This is a genomic window from Citrobacter sp. MGH 55, assembly GCF_016906145.1.
Classification (GTDB): Bacteria; Pseudomonadota; Gammaproteobacteria; order Enterobacterales; family Enterobacteriaceae; genus Citrobacter_A; species Citrobacter_A amalonaticus.
In genome coordinates this window covers 2,081,537-2,096,990 of the sequence record NZ_CP070239.1, presented here as the reverse complement: position 1 = coordinate 2,096,990, position 15,454 = coordinate 2,081,537, and the positions used below count along the sequence as shown (strand labels likewise).

Here is a 15,454-nt window from a genome sequence, read left to right as displayed (position 1 = left end):
CCGGTCTCATTCCGCGGTGTAGAAGTGTCTGAGCTCATCGAACTGCATGGCAAATTCGATGTAGCTCATCAGCGCGGGAGAGTTCAGCTTACGGCTGGGATACACCAGCCAAAGATCGTTTCCCGCCACTGTCCATGGCGCCAGTACCGGTATCAGAGCGCCCTTTTCGATTTTATCTTCCAGCATAAACGCCGGCAGCAGCGTGATCCCCGCCCCTGCGATGGCGCTTTCGCGGGCATAGACCAGATTATCCGTCAGATGCACCCGCTCAGGCATGTACTGATAGTCTTCATCACCGCGATGAAATAACCACTCAGCCCAGGCTTTGTGCGCGATGCAATGGTGTTCGACCAGTTGACGGGGATGGTTCAACGGCGCATAACGTGACAGATAATCGGGCGAGGCCAGCAAATAGCGCGGGCAATGGCCAATCATACGTCCGATCAGCGAGGAATCCTGCGGCTTACCAGTGCGCAACGCGACGTCAAAACCGCTGTCCACCAAATCCAGCAGTTCATCGGAGATACTGACCTCAAGATAAACATCGGGGTAGCGTTGCTGGAACTGCGTGTTCAGGCGCGCGAGCAGTGTCGCGCCAATGCCCGCCGGCGACGTGATGCGCAATCGTCCGCTGGGGTTGTCGCGCAGGCGCTGAACCGCATAATCGGCGCGTTCGCTGGCAGCGAGTATTTCCCGGCAGTGCACCAGATAGTGTTCACCGGCGTAGGTCAGGTTCAGTTTGCGGGTGGTACGGTTGATCAGGCGAATGCCAACGTGCTGCTCAAGCTGGCTGATACGCTGACTGACGCTCGACTTCGGCAGCCCCGCCTTTTGCGCGGCGACGGTAAAGCTGCCGTGTTCGGCGACCAGGGCAAACAGCGCCATATCCTGCAAGTGCTTAAACATCGCGTTCACCCCTGGCGAGGATCACCCCTGCTCACCCATCATCTCTTTGACCAGCTCGACGCAACGCAGGAAACGGCCATCGTAATCCGCCTCTTCGACATGCACGAAGTCGATATTGTTTTCGCGCAACATCTCCACCAGCAGCGTCTGAAATTCTTTGCGATCCACTGAACTACCGAGGCTGCGCAGACCGTCCGCCACCCACGGCGTGTTATTTTCCAGCAAGATCACCAGGTCGAAGCGGTATTCATCAATCAACGCCTGCACAAACGGATGTTCTCGCCCTTCGTACTTTTTGCAGAAGGCCTGAGTCGTGACGAAGTCGGTGTCGACAAACGCCACTTTATTGGCGTACTTCACGGCAAAATCAATGTACTGCGCGTGGCCCAGCGCAATTTTATCGTAGTCAGAATATTGCAGCGCCATCTCATCCCCCCCGAGATGAGAGAAGACATAATCCCGGCCATACTCCCACGCACTGGTGGTATTGAAGATATTCGCCAGCTTATTGACCAGCGTCGATTTCCCACTCGATTCTCCACCCAGCACCGCCACGGTACGCACGAAGAACGGCTTCACTTCAGTCGGAATATATTCCCAGTAGCGGAAGGGGTTTTCACGGATTTGCGCGCCGCTGATGCTCATAAAGGTGCGTTTCGGGTCGATAAGCACCGTTTCGATACCCAGATGTTCCAGGTACTGCGGGGCATCGGCTTCCTCTGAGGTATAGATCCAGTTTGGCGCAATCCCCTTCTCCGCCATAAACGCTTTGATGCCCTTGCTCCAGACGTCCCAGCCGTGCGGATACGGCTCCATCCCCTCTTCGTTGAAGGCATGAATGCGGATATTTTTCTGATATTTGAACGTTTGTAACAGCCAGCGCAGACGATCCGGCACGGTCGGTTGCTGGGACATGGCGCTGTCTTCAAACAGCGCGCGGTCGCGCGTATCGTCATAGCCCATGATGATATGCAACTCGTCCACCTGGCTACAGGCGCGCTGAATCAGATAGATATGACCGGTGTGCAGCGGATAAAATTTGCCGAACACCACACCGATATTTTTCTGCTGCCGGGGAAACTCCAGCCCCAGAAAACGGTGCAACGCCTCCAGCTTTTGCGCGCTGGGACTTTTGATCTTGGCATTGAGAAGTTGACTGAGATAGCCCTTGGTCATTCCACTGGCATCCGCCACTTGTTGCAGGGTACAGCCCTTTTGCTTGATCGCGGTTTTCAGATAATCAAATGACGACATGGGTAACCTCCGTTTCACTCATTATAAGTCGTCAAACACGTTTAACGCATCCGCCAGCTTCTTGACACCAAAAACCTGCATCCCTTCCGGCGGTTTTTTCGGCACGTTAGCTGCCGGAACAATCGCGCGACGGAAACCATGTTTTGCGGCCTCGGAAATACGCTCCTGACCGCTGGGCACCGGGCGAATCTCTCCTGCCAGCCCCACTTCGCCAAACACTACCAGGTCCTGCGGCAGCGGCCTGTCGCGCAGGCTGGAGACCATCGCCAGCAGCAGCGCCAGATCCGCGCTGGTCTCTGTGACTTTGACGCCGCCCACCACGTTAACGAACACGTCCTGATCGGCCATTTGCAGACCGCCGTGGCGATGCAACACCGCCAGCAGAATCGCCAGACGGTTCTGCTCCAGCCCCACCGCGACACGACGCGGGTTAGCCATCATCGAGTGATCGACCAGCGCCTGGATCTCCACCAGCAGCGGTCGCGTCCCTTCCCAGACCACCATCACCGAACTGCCGGAGGTGACTTCATCGCCACGACTCAGGAAGATCGCCGAAGGGTTGCTCACTTCGCGTAGTCCCTGTTCGGTCATCGCGAAGACCCCTAACTCATTCACCGCGCCAAAACGGTTTTTGTGGCTGCGCAGGGTACGAAAACGGGAATCGGCATCGCCATCCAGCAATACCGAGCAGTCGATGCAGTGTTCAAGCACTTTTGGCCCGGCCAGCGAGCCGTCTTTGGTCACGTGGCCCACCATCACAATCGCCACGCCGCGCGTCTTGGCAAAGCGCGTCAGGTAGGCCGCCGTCTCACGCACCTGCGCCACGCTGCCGGGTGATGACTGGATATCCGCCATGTGCATAACCTGAATGGAGTCGATCACCATCAGCTTCGGCTGCTCTTCTTCTGCAATCAGGCAAATCTGCTCAATACTGGTTTCCGAAAGCATGTTGAGATTGTTGGTCGGCAAACCGAGACGGTGCGCGCGCATTGCCACCTGCTGCAGGGACTCTTCCCCGGTGACGTACAGGGTTTTCATCTGCTCCGCGAGCTTGCACAGCGTCTGCAATAACAGCGTGGATTTACCCGCGCCGGGGTTACCGCCAATCAGAATCGCACTGCCGGGAACGACGCCGCCGCCCAGCACGCGGTCAAACTCTTTAAAACCGGTGGAAAAACGCGGCAGCTCTTCCAGGCTGATATCGGAAAGCTTCTGAACCTTTGCAACGCCAGCGCTCCCGGCATAACCACTCAGTCGCTCATTACGCGCCACCGTCGGCGATGCAGCCAGGCGCACCTCGGTGATGGTGTTCCAGGCATGACAGGCGCTGCATTGCCCCTGCCAGCGCGGATAATCCGCCCCGCATTCATTACATACAAAGGCGCGTTTTGGAGCTTTTGCCACGGTTTACCTCGTTATCTCTGTACCGCCTGTGTGCCGGGCGGCGGCGGCGCCTTACCCGGCCTACACCTTAATACCAGCCGGTATCTCAATTATTTCTGGTTCATGCTGCCGGAGAGAATGCAGAACACCCCCATCAGGTCAGCGTGACGGATAGTAATCTCCGTCTTTTCATTCACTTTCGGCTTGGCATGGTACGCAATCCCCAGCCCCGCCGTTTTGATCATCGGCAGATCGTTGGCGCCATCGCCAATCGCCACGGTCTGCGCGATCGGGATTTCATATTCCTGCGCCAGTCGGGTCAGCGTTTTGGCCTTATACTGCGCATCGACGATATCGCCAATCACGTTGCCGGTAAATTTACCGTCCATGATCTCCAGTTCATTCGCCACTGCCGCCGTTAGCCGCAGTTTCTCACGCAGATACTCGGCAAAGAAGGTAAAGCCGCCGGAGGCGATTGCCACCTTCCAGCCCAGCGTTTCCAGCTTCAGCACCAGTTGCGTCAGGCCTGGCATCAGCGGCAGACTTTCACGTACCTGATGCAAAATATTGGCATCCGCGCCTTTCAGCGTCGCCACACGACTGCGCAGGCTGGCGGTGAAGTCGAGTTCACCGCGCATCGCCCGTTCGGTCACTTCCGCGACCCTTTCGCCGGTACCGGCCAGTTTGGCGATCTCATCAATGCACTCGATCTGAATCGCGGTGGAGTCCATGTCCATCACCAACAGGCCAGGCGTACGCAAATGCGGGATTTTCCCCAACGGCGCAACGTCTAATTGCGCATCATGCGCCAGTTTCGTCGCGCGAGGCGTGAGCGAACCGGCAAGGCGAATGACCTGATAGTCCTCGACACACCACGCCGCGACAATCACCATCGCCGCGCCCAGTTTGCTCTGGTACTGAGTCAGACGTTGTTTATCCAGCCCGCGTCCGTACAGCAGCCAGCCGCTACGTCCAGCGTGGTAATCCAGTGGCATCACCTCGTCACCACTCAAAGAAAGGGGCAAACCTGGCCATAAAGAGACATCTTCAGGCAAATCGCACCAGGTAATGTTAGGCATTAAAGCTCCTGTAAAATCGTTCGGGCCGGGAAGGTTCACGGGGAAAATAACGCATGAGGCTACCCTGTAACCATCGCTTCTGGCAACATTAAGCCTCAAATTTTCAGCAGGTGGAATATGGCTCGCGCAAAACTGAAATTCGGACTTCATCGTGCAGTGATTGTATTGTTCTGTCTCGCACTGCTTGTTGCGCTCATGCAGGGCGCCTCCTGGTTCAGTCAAAATCACCAGAGACAGCGTAATCCGCAGCTTGAAGAGTTGGCGCGCACGCTGGCGCACCAGGTCACGCTGAACATCGCGCCGCTGATGCGTACCGAAACGCCTGACGAAAAACGCATCAAGACCATTCTGCAGCAGTTGACGAAGGAAAGCCGCATACTTGATGCCGGCGTTTATGATGAACAAGGCGATATGATTGCCCGCGCAGGCGAAAGCGTAAATGTGCGCGACCGTCTGGCGCTGGACGGTAAAAAAGCCGGCGGCTACTTCAACCAGCAGATTGTAGAACCCATCCAGGGGAAAAATGGCCCACTGGGCTATCTGCGCCTGACGCTGGATACGCATACCTTAGCCACTGAAGCCCGGCAGGTGGATAATACCACCAACATTTTACGCCTGATGCTGCTGCTTTCACTGGCCATCGGCGTAGTGCTGACCCGCACTCTGCTGCAGGGTAAACGAACCCGCTGGCAGCAATCGCCCTTCCTGCTCACCGCCAACAAGTCGGTGCCGGAAGAGGAAGAGAGCGAGAAAAAAGAGTAATTCGTTACAGGAAAGGAAAACTGACATGTCGACACTTCGCCTGCTTATTTCTGACTCTTATGACCCCTGGTTTAACCTGGCGGTCGAAGAGTGTATTTTCCGTCAGATGCCCGCCACTCAGCGCGTGCTGTTTTTGTGGCGCAATGCCGATACGGTCGTCATTGGGCGTGCGCAAAACCCGTGGAAAGAGTGCAATACGCGGCGGATGGAAGAGGACAACGTGCGCCTGGCGCGCCGCAGCAGCGGCGGTGGCGCGGTCTTCCACGATCTCGGCAATACCTGTTTCACCTTTATGGCCGGGAAGCCGGAATACGATAAGACCATCTCGACGTCCATTGTCCTGAATGCGCTTAACGCACTGGGCGTGACGGCTGAAGCTTCAGGACGTAACGATCTGGTGGTGAAAACGGCGGATGGCGACCGTAAGGTTTCTGGCTCAGCCTACCGCGAAACCAAAGATCGCGGTTTTCATCACGGCACACTATTGTTGAACGCCGATCTCAGCCGACTGGCAAACTACCTGAATCCAGACAAAAAGAAACTGGCGGCCAAAGGCATTACCTCTGTACGCTCGCGCGTGGCGAATCTCACCGAACTGTTGCCAGGCATCACCCATGATCAGGTGTGTGCGGCGGTAACCGAGGCCCTTTTTTGCCCACTACGGCGAACGCGTTGAAGCGGAGGTGATCTCCCCGGACAACACGCCCGATCTGCCGAACTTTGTCGAAACCTTCGCCCGCCAGAGCAGTTGGGAGTGGAACTTCGGGCAGGCACCAGCCTTCTCGCATCTGCTGGATGAACGTTTTACCTGGGGAGGCGTCGAACTGCACTTTGACGTTGAGAAAGGGCATATCACCCGTGCGCAGGTGTTTACGGACAGTCTCAATCCGGCACCGCTAGAAGCGCTGGCCGCACGTCTTCAGGGCTGCCTGTATCGTGCCAGTGTCGTACAGCAGGAGTGCGAATCTTTGACGAGGGATTTTCCGGAGCAGGAAAAAGAGTTGCGGGAATTGTCGGCGTGGATTGCACAGGCGGTGCGCTAATAAAAAGCCCGCTGGCACTGCTCAGCGGGCCTGGAAAACCGTAGGTCGGGTGAGGCGAAGCCTCCCCCCGGCACACCAGGTCTTACGCTTTATCGCCCAGCAGAACGGATTCCAGCGCGATTTTAATCATGTCGTTGAACGTGGTTTGACGTTCAGCCGCCGTCGTCTGCTCATGCGTACGGATGTGGTCAGACACGGTGCAGATAGTCAGTGCTTTCGCGCCAAATTCTGCCGCCACGCCGTAGATACCCGCCGCTTCCATTTCCACGCCCAGGATGCCGTATTTTTCCATCACGTCGAACATTTCGCCGTCCGGAGAGTAGAACAGATCCGCAGAGAACAGGTTGCCAACGCGTGCGTCCACACCCAGTGCTTTTGCCGCGTCAACCGCGTCACGTACCATGCCGAAATCAGCAATCGCGGCAAAATCATGGTCTTTGAAACGAATGCGGTTCACTTTGGAATCGGTGCAGGCACCCATACCAATTACCACGTCACGCAGTTTTACGTCCGGACGCACAGCACCACAGGACCCTACGCGAATGATTTTCTTCACGCCGAAATCGGTGATCAGCTCTTTGGTGTAGATGGAGCAGGACGGGATACCCATACCGTGACCCATGACGGAGATCTTACGGCCTTTGTAAGTCCCGGTGAAACCTAACATGCCGCGAACGTTGTTTACTTCGCGTACATCTTCAAGGAAAGTTTCCGCAATGTGTTTTGCGCGCAGCGGGTCGCCCGGCATCAAAACGACGTCAGCGAAATCACCCATTTCTGCATTAATGTGAGGAGTTGCCATCTTCAGTTCCTTTTGTATTGTTGTTTTTGCCTGATGCCGGCTATGCCTTATCAGGCCTACAAAACGTATTCAAATACCCTAAGGATTTCGCGTTGTAGGAAGGCGACGAATTCGTGAATCCCCGGGAGCATAGATTAACTATGTGACCGGGGTGAGCGAATGAAGTCAACGCATCTACAGCGCGAAAGACAACGGGTATTACAGCATGTTTTTACCGTATTCCATTGGCGACGTGCCAAAGTACGAAGCGAGAGTCTGACCAATATCCGCAAAAGTTTCGCGGTGGCCTAACGAGCCCGGTTTTACTTTCGGGCCGTACACCAGCACCGGAATGTGTTCACGGGTGTGATCGGTACCGGTCCAGCTCGGATCGCAGCCATGGTCAGCGGTCAGGATCAGAATGTCATCTTCACCCACCAGCTCCATCAGCTCCGGCAGACGGCGGTCGAACAATTCCAGACCGGCCGCATAACCGGCGATATCACGGCGGTGGCCCCAGGAGGAGTCGAAGTCAACGAAGTTAGTGAAGACAATCGTCTTGTCACCCGCTTCTTTCATCTCTTTAATAGTGGCGTCAAACAGCGCGTCCAGGCCGGTGGCTTTCACTTTTTTAGTGATGCCGCAGTTGGCGTAGATGTCCGCGATTTTACCGACGGAAACTACGTGGCCGTCTTTCTCATCAACCAGTTTCTGCAACACGGTCGGCGCGGGCGGTTCAACGGCCAGATCGTGACGGTTGCCGGTACGCTGGAAGTTACCCGCTTTGTCGCCAATGAACGGACGCGCGATGACGCGACCGATGTTGTAACCGCCTTCGGTCAGCTCTTCACGGGCGATCTCGCACAGCTCGTAAAGTTTATCCAGGCCAAACGTCTCTTCATGGCAGGCAATCTGGAACACGGAATCCGCGGAGGTATAGAAAATCGGTTTGCCGGTTTTCATATGCTCTTCGCCCAACTGGTCCAGAATCACCGTACCGGAAGAGTGGCAGTTACCGAGATAGTCCGGCAGGTTTGCCCGTTTGACCAGTTTATCCAGCAGTTCCTGCGGGAAACTGTTTTCGTGGTCGCTGAAATAGCCCCAGTCAAACAGAACCGGCACACCGGCGATTTCCCAGTGGCCAGACGGCGTATCTTTACCGGAAGAGAGCTCATGCGCCCAGGCGTATGCGCCAATCACTTGTGCGTTAGCGTCCATACCGGCTGCGATTTTACCGGTAGACCCTTCATGCGCTTTCACCAGACCCAGGCGGGTCAGGTTTGGCAGATTCAGTGGGCCTTTACGCCCTTTGTCAGCCTCGCCTTTGGCACAGGCTTCAGCGATATGCCCCATGGTGTCGGAACCGACGTCGCCAAAGCGATCTGCGTCTTCCGTCGCACCAATACCAAAGGAGTCCAGCACCATAATAAATGCACGTTTCATCTTGTTCTCCATTCATCTGCGCTGCAAAAAAGCGATCAGATCAGTATATAGCTATTCGGTGATACGACGATAGACCGTTGGTGTGCTTTCAGGCGCTTTATCGTCAAGGATAATTGCCGCTTTGACGGCTTTCGCCGCGTCCTGCCAGCTGGCTTCATCTTTCGCGTGGATCACCGCCAGCGGACGCTGCCCGTCTACGCTGTCGCCAAGACGCGCCATATCGGTAAAGCCGACGCTGTAATCAATGGTATCCGACGCCTGGCGACGACCGCCGCCCATCGACACCACCGCCATACCCAGCGCACGCGTATCCATCGCGCTGACGAACCCTTCGTTATCAGCATAAACCGCTTTACTGAGCATTGCCGTCGGCAGGTATTTCGCGTAGTTCTCCACGAAGTCGGTCGGGCCTTTCTGGGCGGCAACCATCCGGCCAAAGATCTCAGCTGCTTTACCGTTATCCAGCACCGCCTGCAATTTCGCCCGCGCGTCAGCGTCGTCTTTCGCCAGATTGCCGGAGATCAGCATTTCAACACACAGCGCCATCGTCACATCGAACAGGCGTGGGTTGCGGTATTCGCCGGTCAGGAACTGCACCGCTTCGCGTACTTCCACCGCGTTACCCGCGCTGGACGCCAGTACCTGGTTCATGTCGGTCAGCAGCGCGGTGGTGCGCACGCCAGCACCGTTCGCCACGCCCACAATTGCTTCCGCCAGCGCTTCAGAGAGCTCATAGGTTGGCATAAACGCGCCGCTGCCGACTTTCACATCCATAACCAGCGCATCCAGCCCTTCAGCCAGTTTTTTCGCCAGAATGGAGCCGGTGATAAGCGGGATGGAATCCACCGTTGCGGTAATATCGCGGGTGGCATAAAAACGTTTGTCCGCCGGTGCGAGCGAGCTGGTTTGCCCGATGATCGCCACACCCACGTCCTTAATGATTTCGCGGAAACGGTTGTCGTCCGGGAAGATGTCGAATCCCGGAATAGCTTCCAGTTTATCGAGCGTACCGCCGGTATGACCCAGTCCGCGACCTGAAATCATCGGAATGTAGCCGCCACAGGCTGCGACCATTGGGCCGAGCATCAGCGACGTCACGTCGCCCACACCGCCGGTGGAGTGTTTATCCACGATCGGGCCGTTCAGATTCAGGCTCTTCCAGTCCAGGACGGTTCCTGAATCCCGCATTGCCATGGTCAGCGAAACGCGTTCTGGCATCGTCATATCGTGGAAGAAAATGGTCATCGCCAGGGCGGCGATCTGCCCTTCTGAAATGGTATTGTCACGAATACCATTGATAAAGAAACGAATTTCTTCATCGCTCAACGCCTGACCATCACGTTTTTTACGAATAATTTCTTGTGCGAGAAACACGATAACCTCCCGATTAGGGCCGGGTAAGCCATGTGCTCCCCGGCGAGTCGTATTGATGCCGGATGGCGGCTAACGCCTTATCCGGCCTACGATGGGCAATTCAAATTTAGTAACTGCTTGCGCTCTTACCATCGCCGTGACCCAGCGCTTTCAGCAGGCTTGCCAGCAAGCTGGATGCCCCAAAGCGATAGTGACGAGAATCCGCCCAGTCCGCGCCGAACAGTTCGTCAGCGATAGCCAGAAACTGCTGAGCATCTTCGGCGGTGCGCACGCCGCCCGCAGGTTTGAAGCCCACGGTTTTGGATACGCCCATATCGCGGATCACTTCCATCATGATGCGAGCGCTTTCCGGCGTGGCGTTTACGGGTACCTTACCGGTAGAGGTTTTAATGAAATCCGCACCTGCTTTGATAGAGATTTCAGAGGCCTTACGAATAAGCTGCTCTTCTTTCAGCTCACCGGTTTCGATGATCACTTTCAGCAGCACGTTTGCCGTCGCGCACGCGTCTTTACAGGCTTTCACCAGATCGAAGCCGACCTGCTCGTTACCAGCCATCAGCGCACGGTACGGGAAGACCACGTCCACTTCATCCGCCCCGTAAGCAATCGCCGCGCGGGTTTCCGCCAGCGCGATCTCAATATCGTCGTTGCCATGCGGGAAGTTAGTCACCGTCGCAATACGGATATCCGGGGTGCCCTGCTCTTTCAGCGTTTTACGCGCAATCGGGATAAAACGCGGATAGATGCAGACTGCTGCCGTGTTGCCAACCGGAGTTTTCGCCTGATGACACAGGGCGATCACTTTTTCATTGGTGTCGTCGTCATTCAGGGTGGTCAGGTCCATCAGTTTCAGTGCGCGCAGGCTGCTTGCAGTTAAATCGCTCATAACATTCTCCAACGGCGTCGCCGTATAAAATTCTCACCTTGCGAGTCTGTTAGTATTCTAACATCGACTCACCGTTACACTTCGATATACATCACAGTTAATGAAAACTACGTACAAATTTGCATTACTGTAATGAGATCAACTTCAAAAAATAGTCCTTTTCTGTCGATTTCTTCTCCACTCAGGCGCATCAGGATCAAAGTGCTGACAGCACATCTTTCTACAATGACGTTATGATCTTCGGCCTATAAAGGAATTACGATGCCTACGACCCATGAAACCGCGCTGCAACAACGTTGCCAGCAAATCGTCACCAGCTCACTCCTCAGTCCGGAACAGAAACGTCATTTTCTCGCGCTGGAAGCAGAGAACAACCTGCCTTACCCTTCACTGCCCGCCGGGGCGCGCCAGGCGCTGGACGACGGGGTTATCTGCGATATGTTCGAAGGTCACGCACCGTATAAACCGCGCTATGTGCTTCCCGATTACGCGCGTTTTCTGGCCAACGGTTCAGCCTGGCTGGAACTGGAAGGGGCGAAAGATCTGGACGATGCACTGTCTCTGTTGACCATTCTGTATCACCACGTGCCTTCCGTCACATCGATGCCGGTTTACCTGGGGCAACTGGATACGCTGCTGCAACCATATGTGAAAATTCTAACACAAGAAGCGATCGATATTCGAATAAAACGTTTCTGGCGGTATCTCGACAGAACGCTGCCTGACGCTTTTATGCACGCCAACATTGGCCCGGCAGATACCCCCATCACCCGGGCTATTTTACGCGCCGACGCAGAGTTAAAGCAGGTTGCGCCTAATCTGACGTTCATCTACGACCCGGAAATCACCCCCGATGATCTGCTGCTGGAAGTGGCAAAAAACATCTGTGAATGCAGCAAGCCGCATATTTCCAATGGGCCGGTAAATGATAAAATTTTCACAAAAGGTCACTATGGTATTGTCAGCTGTTACAACTCTCTGCCGCTTGCCGGTGGCGGCAGCACGCTGGTTCGTCTCAATCTGAAAGCCATTGCCGAGCGCAGCACTTCTGTCTATGACTTCTTTAACCGCACACTGCCGTACTATTGTCAGCAGCAAATTGCCATCATCGATGCGCGATGTGAGTTCCTCTATGAAAAATCACATTTCTTTGAGAATAGCTTCCTGGTGCAGGAAGGTCTGATCGATCCACAACGTTTTGTGCCGATGTTCGGTATGTACGGCCTGGCGGAGGCGGTTAACCTGTTGTGCGAAAAAGCGGGTATGAATGCGCGCTACGGCAAAGATGAGACGGCGAACGATCTGGGCTATCGCATCAGCGCCCAGCTTGCGGATTTTGTCGAGAACACGCCGGTGAAATATGGCTGGCAGCAGCGCGCAATGCTGCATGCCCAGTCGGGGATCAGTTCAGATATTGGTACTACGCCGGGCGCACGTTTGCCCTATGGCGATGAACCCGATCCGATCACCCACCTGCAAACCGTCGCACCGCACCATGCGCATTATCAGTCCGGTATCAGCGACATTCTGACGCTCGATGAGACCATCAAGCGTAACCCGCAGGCGCTGGTGCAACTCTGTCTGGGCGCGTTCAAAGCGGGAATGCGCGAGTTTACCGCCAACGTCAGCGGCAACGATCTGGTCCGCGTTACCGGGTACATGGTGCGCCTGTCGGATCTGGAAAAATACCGCGCCGAAGGCTCGCGGACCAATACCACCTGGCTGGGGGAAGAGGCCGCACGCAATACGCATATTCTGGAACGCCAACCTCGTGTCGTCAGTCATGAACAGCAGATGCGCTTCAGTCAGTAAGGTTATCCCGTTCTCCTGCGTGGACGGGCCGGGCAGTCGTCTGACCCTCTTTCTGCAAGGGTGCAATCTGCGCTGTAAGAATTGCCATAACCCGTGGACGATGGGACGCTGCAACGACTGCGGCGAATGCGTTCCACAGTGCCCACACCAGGCGCTGAGTTTCAGTGATGGGAATGTTGTCTGGCATGCCGAGGTCTGCGAACAGTGTGATACCTGTTTGCAGATGTGCCCGCAGCAGGCAACGCCGATGGCGCAAACAATGAGCGTGGACGAGGTGTTGCGCCAGATCCGCAAAGCATCATTGTTCATTGAGGGAGTCACCGTCAGCGGCGGCGAAGCCACAACGCAGTTGCCTTTCGTTGTGGATTTGTTTACGGCGATTAAGGCCGACCCGCAGCTCCGGTCGCTGACTTGTCTGGTCGACAGCAATGGGCTGTTGAGCGAAACCGGCTGGCAGAAACTGCTACCGGTTTGCGATGGCGTGATGCTCGATCTCAAAGCCTGGGATAGTGAGCGCCACATCGCACTCACCGGTCGGGATAACGCGCAGATCAAGCGCAGTATTACGCTGTTGGCGCAGCGAGGAAAGCTGGCAGAACTGCGCCTGCTGGTCATCCCCGGGCAGGTGGATTATCTGCAGCACATTGATTCACTCGCCGCATTCATCGGACAACTGGGAAATGTCCCGCTACGACTGAATGCCTTTCATGCGCACGGGGTATACGGTGAGGCAAAATCCTGGCCGAGCGCGACGCCACAAGAGGTGGAGACGCTGGCGCAGGCATTACGGGAACGCGGCGTGACTGAGCTTATCTTCCCTGCACTATATCTCTAGAGTAAATAATGCTGTCGTATTGCGATACAGCGTCTCAGCGATCGCCTCTGCGGGTTCCGGGCGCAGTTCGCATAACACATCGAACACTCTCGCCGCCTGTTCCGGACGATTTGGCTGCCCCTGAAAACCATTCAACGGCATATCCGGCGCGTCGGTCTCCAGCAGCAGCGCCTCCAGCGGCAATCGTGCCATCACGTCACGGGTTTTACTGGCGCGCGGATAGGTTATCGTGCCACCGACGCCGATTTTGTATCCCAGTTGTACAAAGCGTTCGGCCTGTTGCAGGCTGCCGGCGAATCCATGCACCACACCCGTACGCGGTAAATCATGACGTTTAAGATGCATCGCCAGCGTGTCATGCGTGCGCCGGGAATGGAGGATCACCGGAAGATCGAACCGTTTTGCCAGCGTCAATTGCGCTTGCAGAAACCGCTCCTGCTTCGCAAATTGCGGATCGTCGCGATACCGATCCAGGCCTATCTCACCAACAGCGACCACCTTTGCCGGACGCTGTTCCAGCGCCTGTCGCAGCCGTTCGAGATGCTCTTCCGTATGCTGTTCAATCACAATCGGATGTAAACCGAGCGCGGCATAGAGAGGCGAAAAGCGTTCCGCCAGCGCCTGCACGCGGGCAAAGTTTTCCGCTGCGGTGGCCGGAATGATGATCTTCTCAATGCCCGCCTTACCCGCGAGTTGCAGGCTGTGGGTTTCATCCCCGGTAAAAGGCGGAAAATCAAAGTGACAGTGGGTATCGATAAAGCGAAAACTCACGCCAGATCCTCATTGCTGAATGTCGTATCGTTAGCCTGCGGCGCATCGCTCACCACCGCCGCATGGGTATCGTTGGCCACCGGTGCTGGTGGAACCACCACTGGCGTCGGCGTGACGATTTGCGGCAGATGGCGTGATAACGGCGGTTCCGCTGCCAGTAGTTTTCCCACGGTCGCCAGGAAGTAGCGCCCACACAGCCGCCCGGTTTTATAATCTTCCCGCAATGCCGGAATCCGGCTTCCCAGCGCCATACTTTTTAGCGGCTTCGGCGGGTAGATTTCAAAGATCTTCAGCTTGCCCGGCGGTTTTTCAATGAATCGCTGAATTTCCGTATAGCTGGCTTCGTGGTGTTGAACCAGATTGAGCAGCGGCTGCAGGCTGCTTTCGCCCAGCCAGCGCTCCATCCGCTTGAACCACTGCGGAGTGTAATACATTTGCGAAGGCACCGTCCGAATCACCACCAGCGTTTTCGCCCCCTGCTTCACGGCCTCACGCACCGGAATGGCATCGCTGATCCCACCATCCAGGTAATTGATTCCCTCCAGCGATACGCCGCTACGATAGAACCCTGGGATCGCGCTGGACGCCCGGATCAGATCGAGCCAGTTTTGCGTATTGGGAGAGAAATAGTACGGTGTGTAGTCATCCCCCCGACAGGCGCACATGTAAAACGATTTCCCGGTTTCGAACAGGCGCGAGGCGGTATCCATCTGTAACGGCATCTGACTGGCCGTAGATTCCACCAGCCAGTCGAGATCGATCAGATTCCCGCCGCGCACGAAGCGTACCGGGTCAAAGAATTCCCGTCTGGTGGTATAGCGCATGATGACTTTGCGCCCGTAGCCGGGCTGGTTGCACAGATAGGCCGACAGGTTTTGCGCCCCCGCCGAGGTGCCGTAATAGAGATCGAACGGATTAAACTGCGCGCGCATGAACTCGTCCAGTACACCTGCGGTAAAGATGCCACGCTGCCCGCCGCCCTCGCAGACCAACGCCAGGCGACCCGGTTTGAACCTTCTTAATGACAACGGCGCAATATTGCCGAGCGTGACGGGTATACGCTGCCCCACCTCTGCCTTCCTGTTTCTTATTACGTAATGTGCCAAAATAACGCAAATAGACGGC

The 15,454-nt window shown here is 55.9% G+C and carries 13 protein-coding genes and 1 pseudogene; 4 read left to right on the top strand and 10 right to left on the bottom strand.

The annotated features are described in order from the left end of the window. Positions 1 to 6: 6 nt before the first annotated feature. The 4 genes from JTI98_RS08415 to serB form a co-directional block, all read right to left on the bottom strand. Positions 7 to 906 (bottom strand): LysR family transcriptional regulator, encoded by a 900-nt coding sequence (locus tag JTI98_RS08415; protein ID WP_042999348.1) that lies wholly within the window; start codon positions 904 to 906, stop codon positions 7 to 9. Positions 907 to 927: 21 nt separating this feature from the next. Then, the gene (gene nadR / locus JTI98_RS08410; protein ID WP_042999347.1) at positions 928 to 2,160 is read right to left on the bottom strand and encodes a multifunctional transcriptional regulator/nicotinamide-nucleotide adenylyltransferase/ribosylnicotinamide kinase NadR; all 1,233 of its coding nucleotides are present in this window, start codon (positions 2,158 to 2,160) and stop codon (positions 928 to 930) included. Positions 2,161 to 2,181: 21 nt separating this feature from the next. Continuing rightward, positions 2,182 to 3,564, bottom strand: a complete 1,383-nt coding sequence (gene radA, locus JTI98_RS08405; RefSeq protein WP_044253979.1) for a DNA repair protein RadA — start codon at positions 3,562 to 3,564, stop codon at positions 2,182 to 2,184. A gap of 89 nt (positions 3,565 to 3,653) precedes the next feature. Beyond that, the gene (gene serB, locus JTI98_RS08400; protein WP_042999345.1) at positions 3,654 to 4,622 is read right to left on the bottom strand and encodes a phosphoserine phosphatase; all 969 of its coding nucleotides are present in this window, start codon (positions 4,620 to 4,622) and stop codon (positions 3,654 to 3,656) included. Positions 4,623 to 4,739: 117 nt separating this feature from the next. Between serB and JTI98_RS08395 the strand changes: the two genes are divergently transcribed. Then, positions 4,740 to 5,384, top strand: a complete 645-nt coding sequence (locus JTI98_RS08395; protein WP_216082122.1) for a YtjB family periplasmic protein — start codon at positions 4,740 to 4,742, stop codon at positions 5,382 to 5,384. Between the two features lie 25 nt (positions 5,385 to 5,409). Further along, a pseudogene (lplA, locus tag JTI98_RS08390) lies at positions 5,410 to 6,427 on the top strand (lipoate--protein ligase LplA). 82 nt (positions 6,428 to 6,509) lie between these two features. Here the strand turns inward: lplA and deoD are convergent. From deoD to deoC, 4 genes are all read right to left on the bottom strand, one after another. Continuing rightward, positions 6,510 to 7,229, bottom strand: coding sequence for a purine-nucleoside phosphorylase (deoD, locus tag JTI98_RS08385; RefSeq protein ID WP_042999343.1), 720 nt, complete (start codon positions 7,227 to 7,229; stop codon positions 6,510 to 6,512). A gap of 198 nt (positions 7,230 to 7,427) precedes the next feature. Next, positions 7,428 to 8,651, bottom strand: a complete 1,224-nt coding sequence (deoB, locus tag JTI98_RS08380) for a phosphopentomutase (RefSeq protein WP_216082121.1) — start codon at positions 8,649 to 8,651, stop codon at positions 7,428 to 7,430. Between the two features lie 51 nt (positions 8,652 to 8,702). Further along, positions 8,703 to 10,025, bottom strand: a complete 1,323-nt coding sequence (gene deoA, locus JTI98_RS08375) for a thymidine phosphorylase (protein ID WP_058587105.1) — start codon at positions 10,023 to 10,025, stop codon at positions 8,703 to 8,705. A gap of 106 nt (positions 10,026 to 10,131) precedes the next feature. Then, on the bottom strand, positions 10,132 to 10,911 hold the full coding sequence (deoC, locus tag JTI98_RS08370) for a deoxyribose-phosphate aldolase (RefSeq protein ID WP_042999340.1): 780 nt from the start codon (positions 10,909 to 10,911) through the stop codon (positions 10,132 to 10,134). Between the two features lie 261 nt (positions 10,912 to 11,172). Here deoC and JTI98_RS08365 point away from each other — a divergent pair, with 261 nt between their 5' ends. Next, complete coding sequence (locus JTI98_RS08365) at positions 11,173 to 12,723, top strand: YjjI family glycine radical enzyme (RefSeq protein WP_054176771.1); 1,551 nt, start codon at positions 11,173 to 11,175, stop codon at positions 12,721 to 12,723. Then, positions 12,695 to 13,558, top strand: coding sequence for a YjjW family glycine radical enzyme activase (locus tag JTI98_RS08360; RefSeq protein WP_216082120.1), 864 nt, complete (start codon positions 12,695 to 12,697; stop codon positions 13,556 to 13,558). The genes JTI98_RS08365 and JTI98_RS08360 overlap by 29 nt, the downstream gene beginning before the upstream one ends. On the opposite strand, the gene JTI98_RS08355 is transcribed toward JTI98_RS08360, so the two are convergent. Next, positions 13,547 to 14,329 (bottom strand): metal-dependent hydrolase, encoded by a 783-nt coding sequence (locus JTI98_RS08355; protein ID WP_216082119.1) that lies wholly within the window; start codon positions 14,327 to 14,329, stop codon positions 13,547 to 13,549. The two genes, JTI98_RS08360 and JTI98_RS08355, sit on opposite strands and share 12 nt — an antisense overlap. Continuing rightward, the gene (locus JTI98_RS08350) at positions 14,326 to 15,399 is read right to left on the bottom strand and encodes a patatin family protein (protein ID WP_042999336.1); all 1,074 of its coding nucleotides are present in this window, start codon (positions 15,397 to 15,399) and stop codon (positions 14,326 to 14,328) included. Before JTI98_RS08350 ends, JTI98_RS08355 begins: the two co-directional genes overlap by 4 nt. Between the last annotated feature and the right edge of the window lie 55 nt (positions 15,400 to 15,454).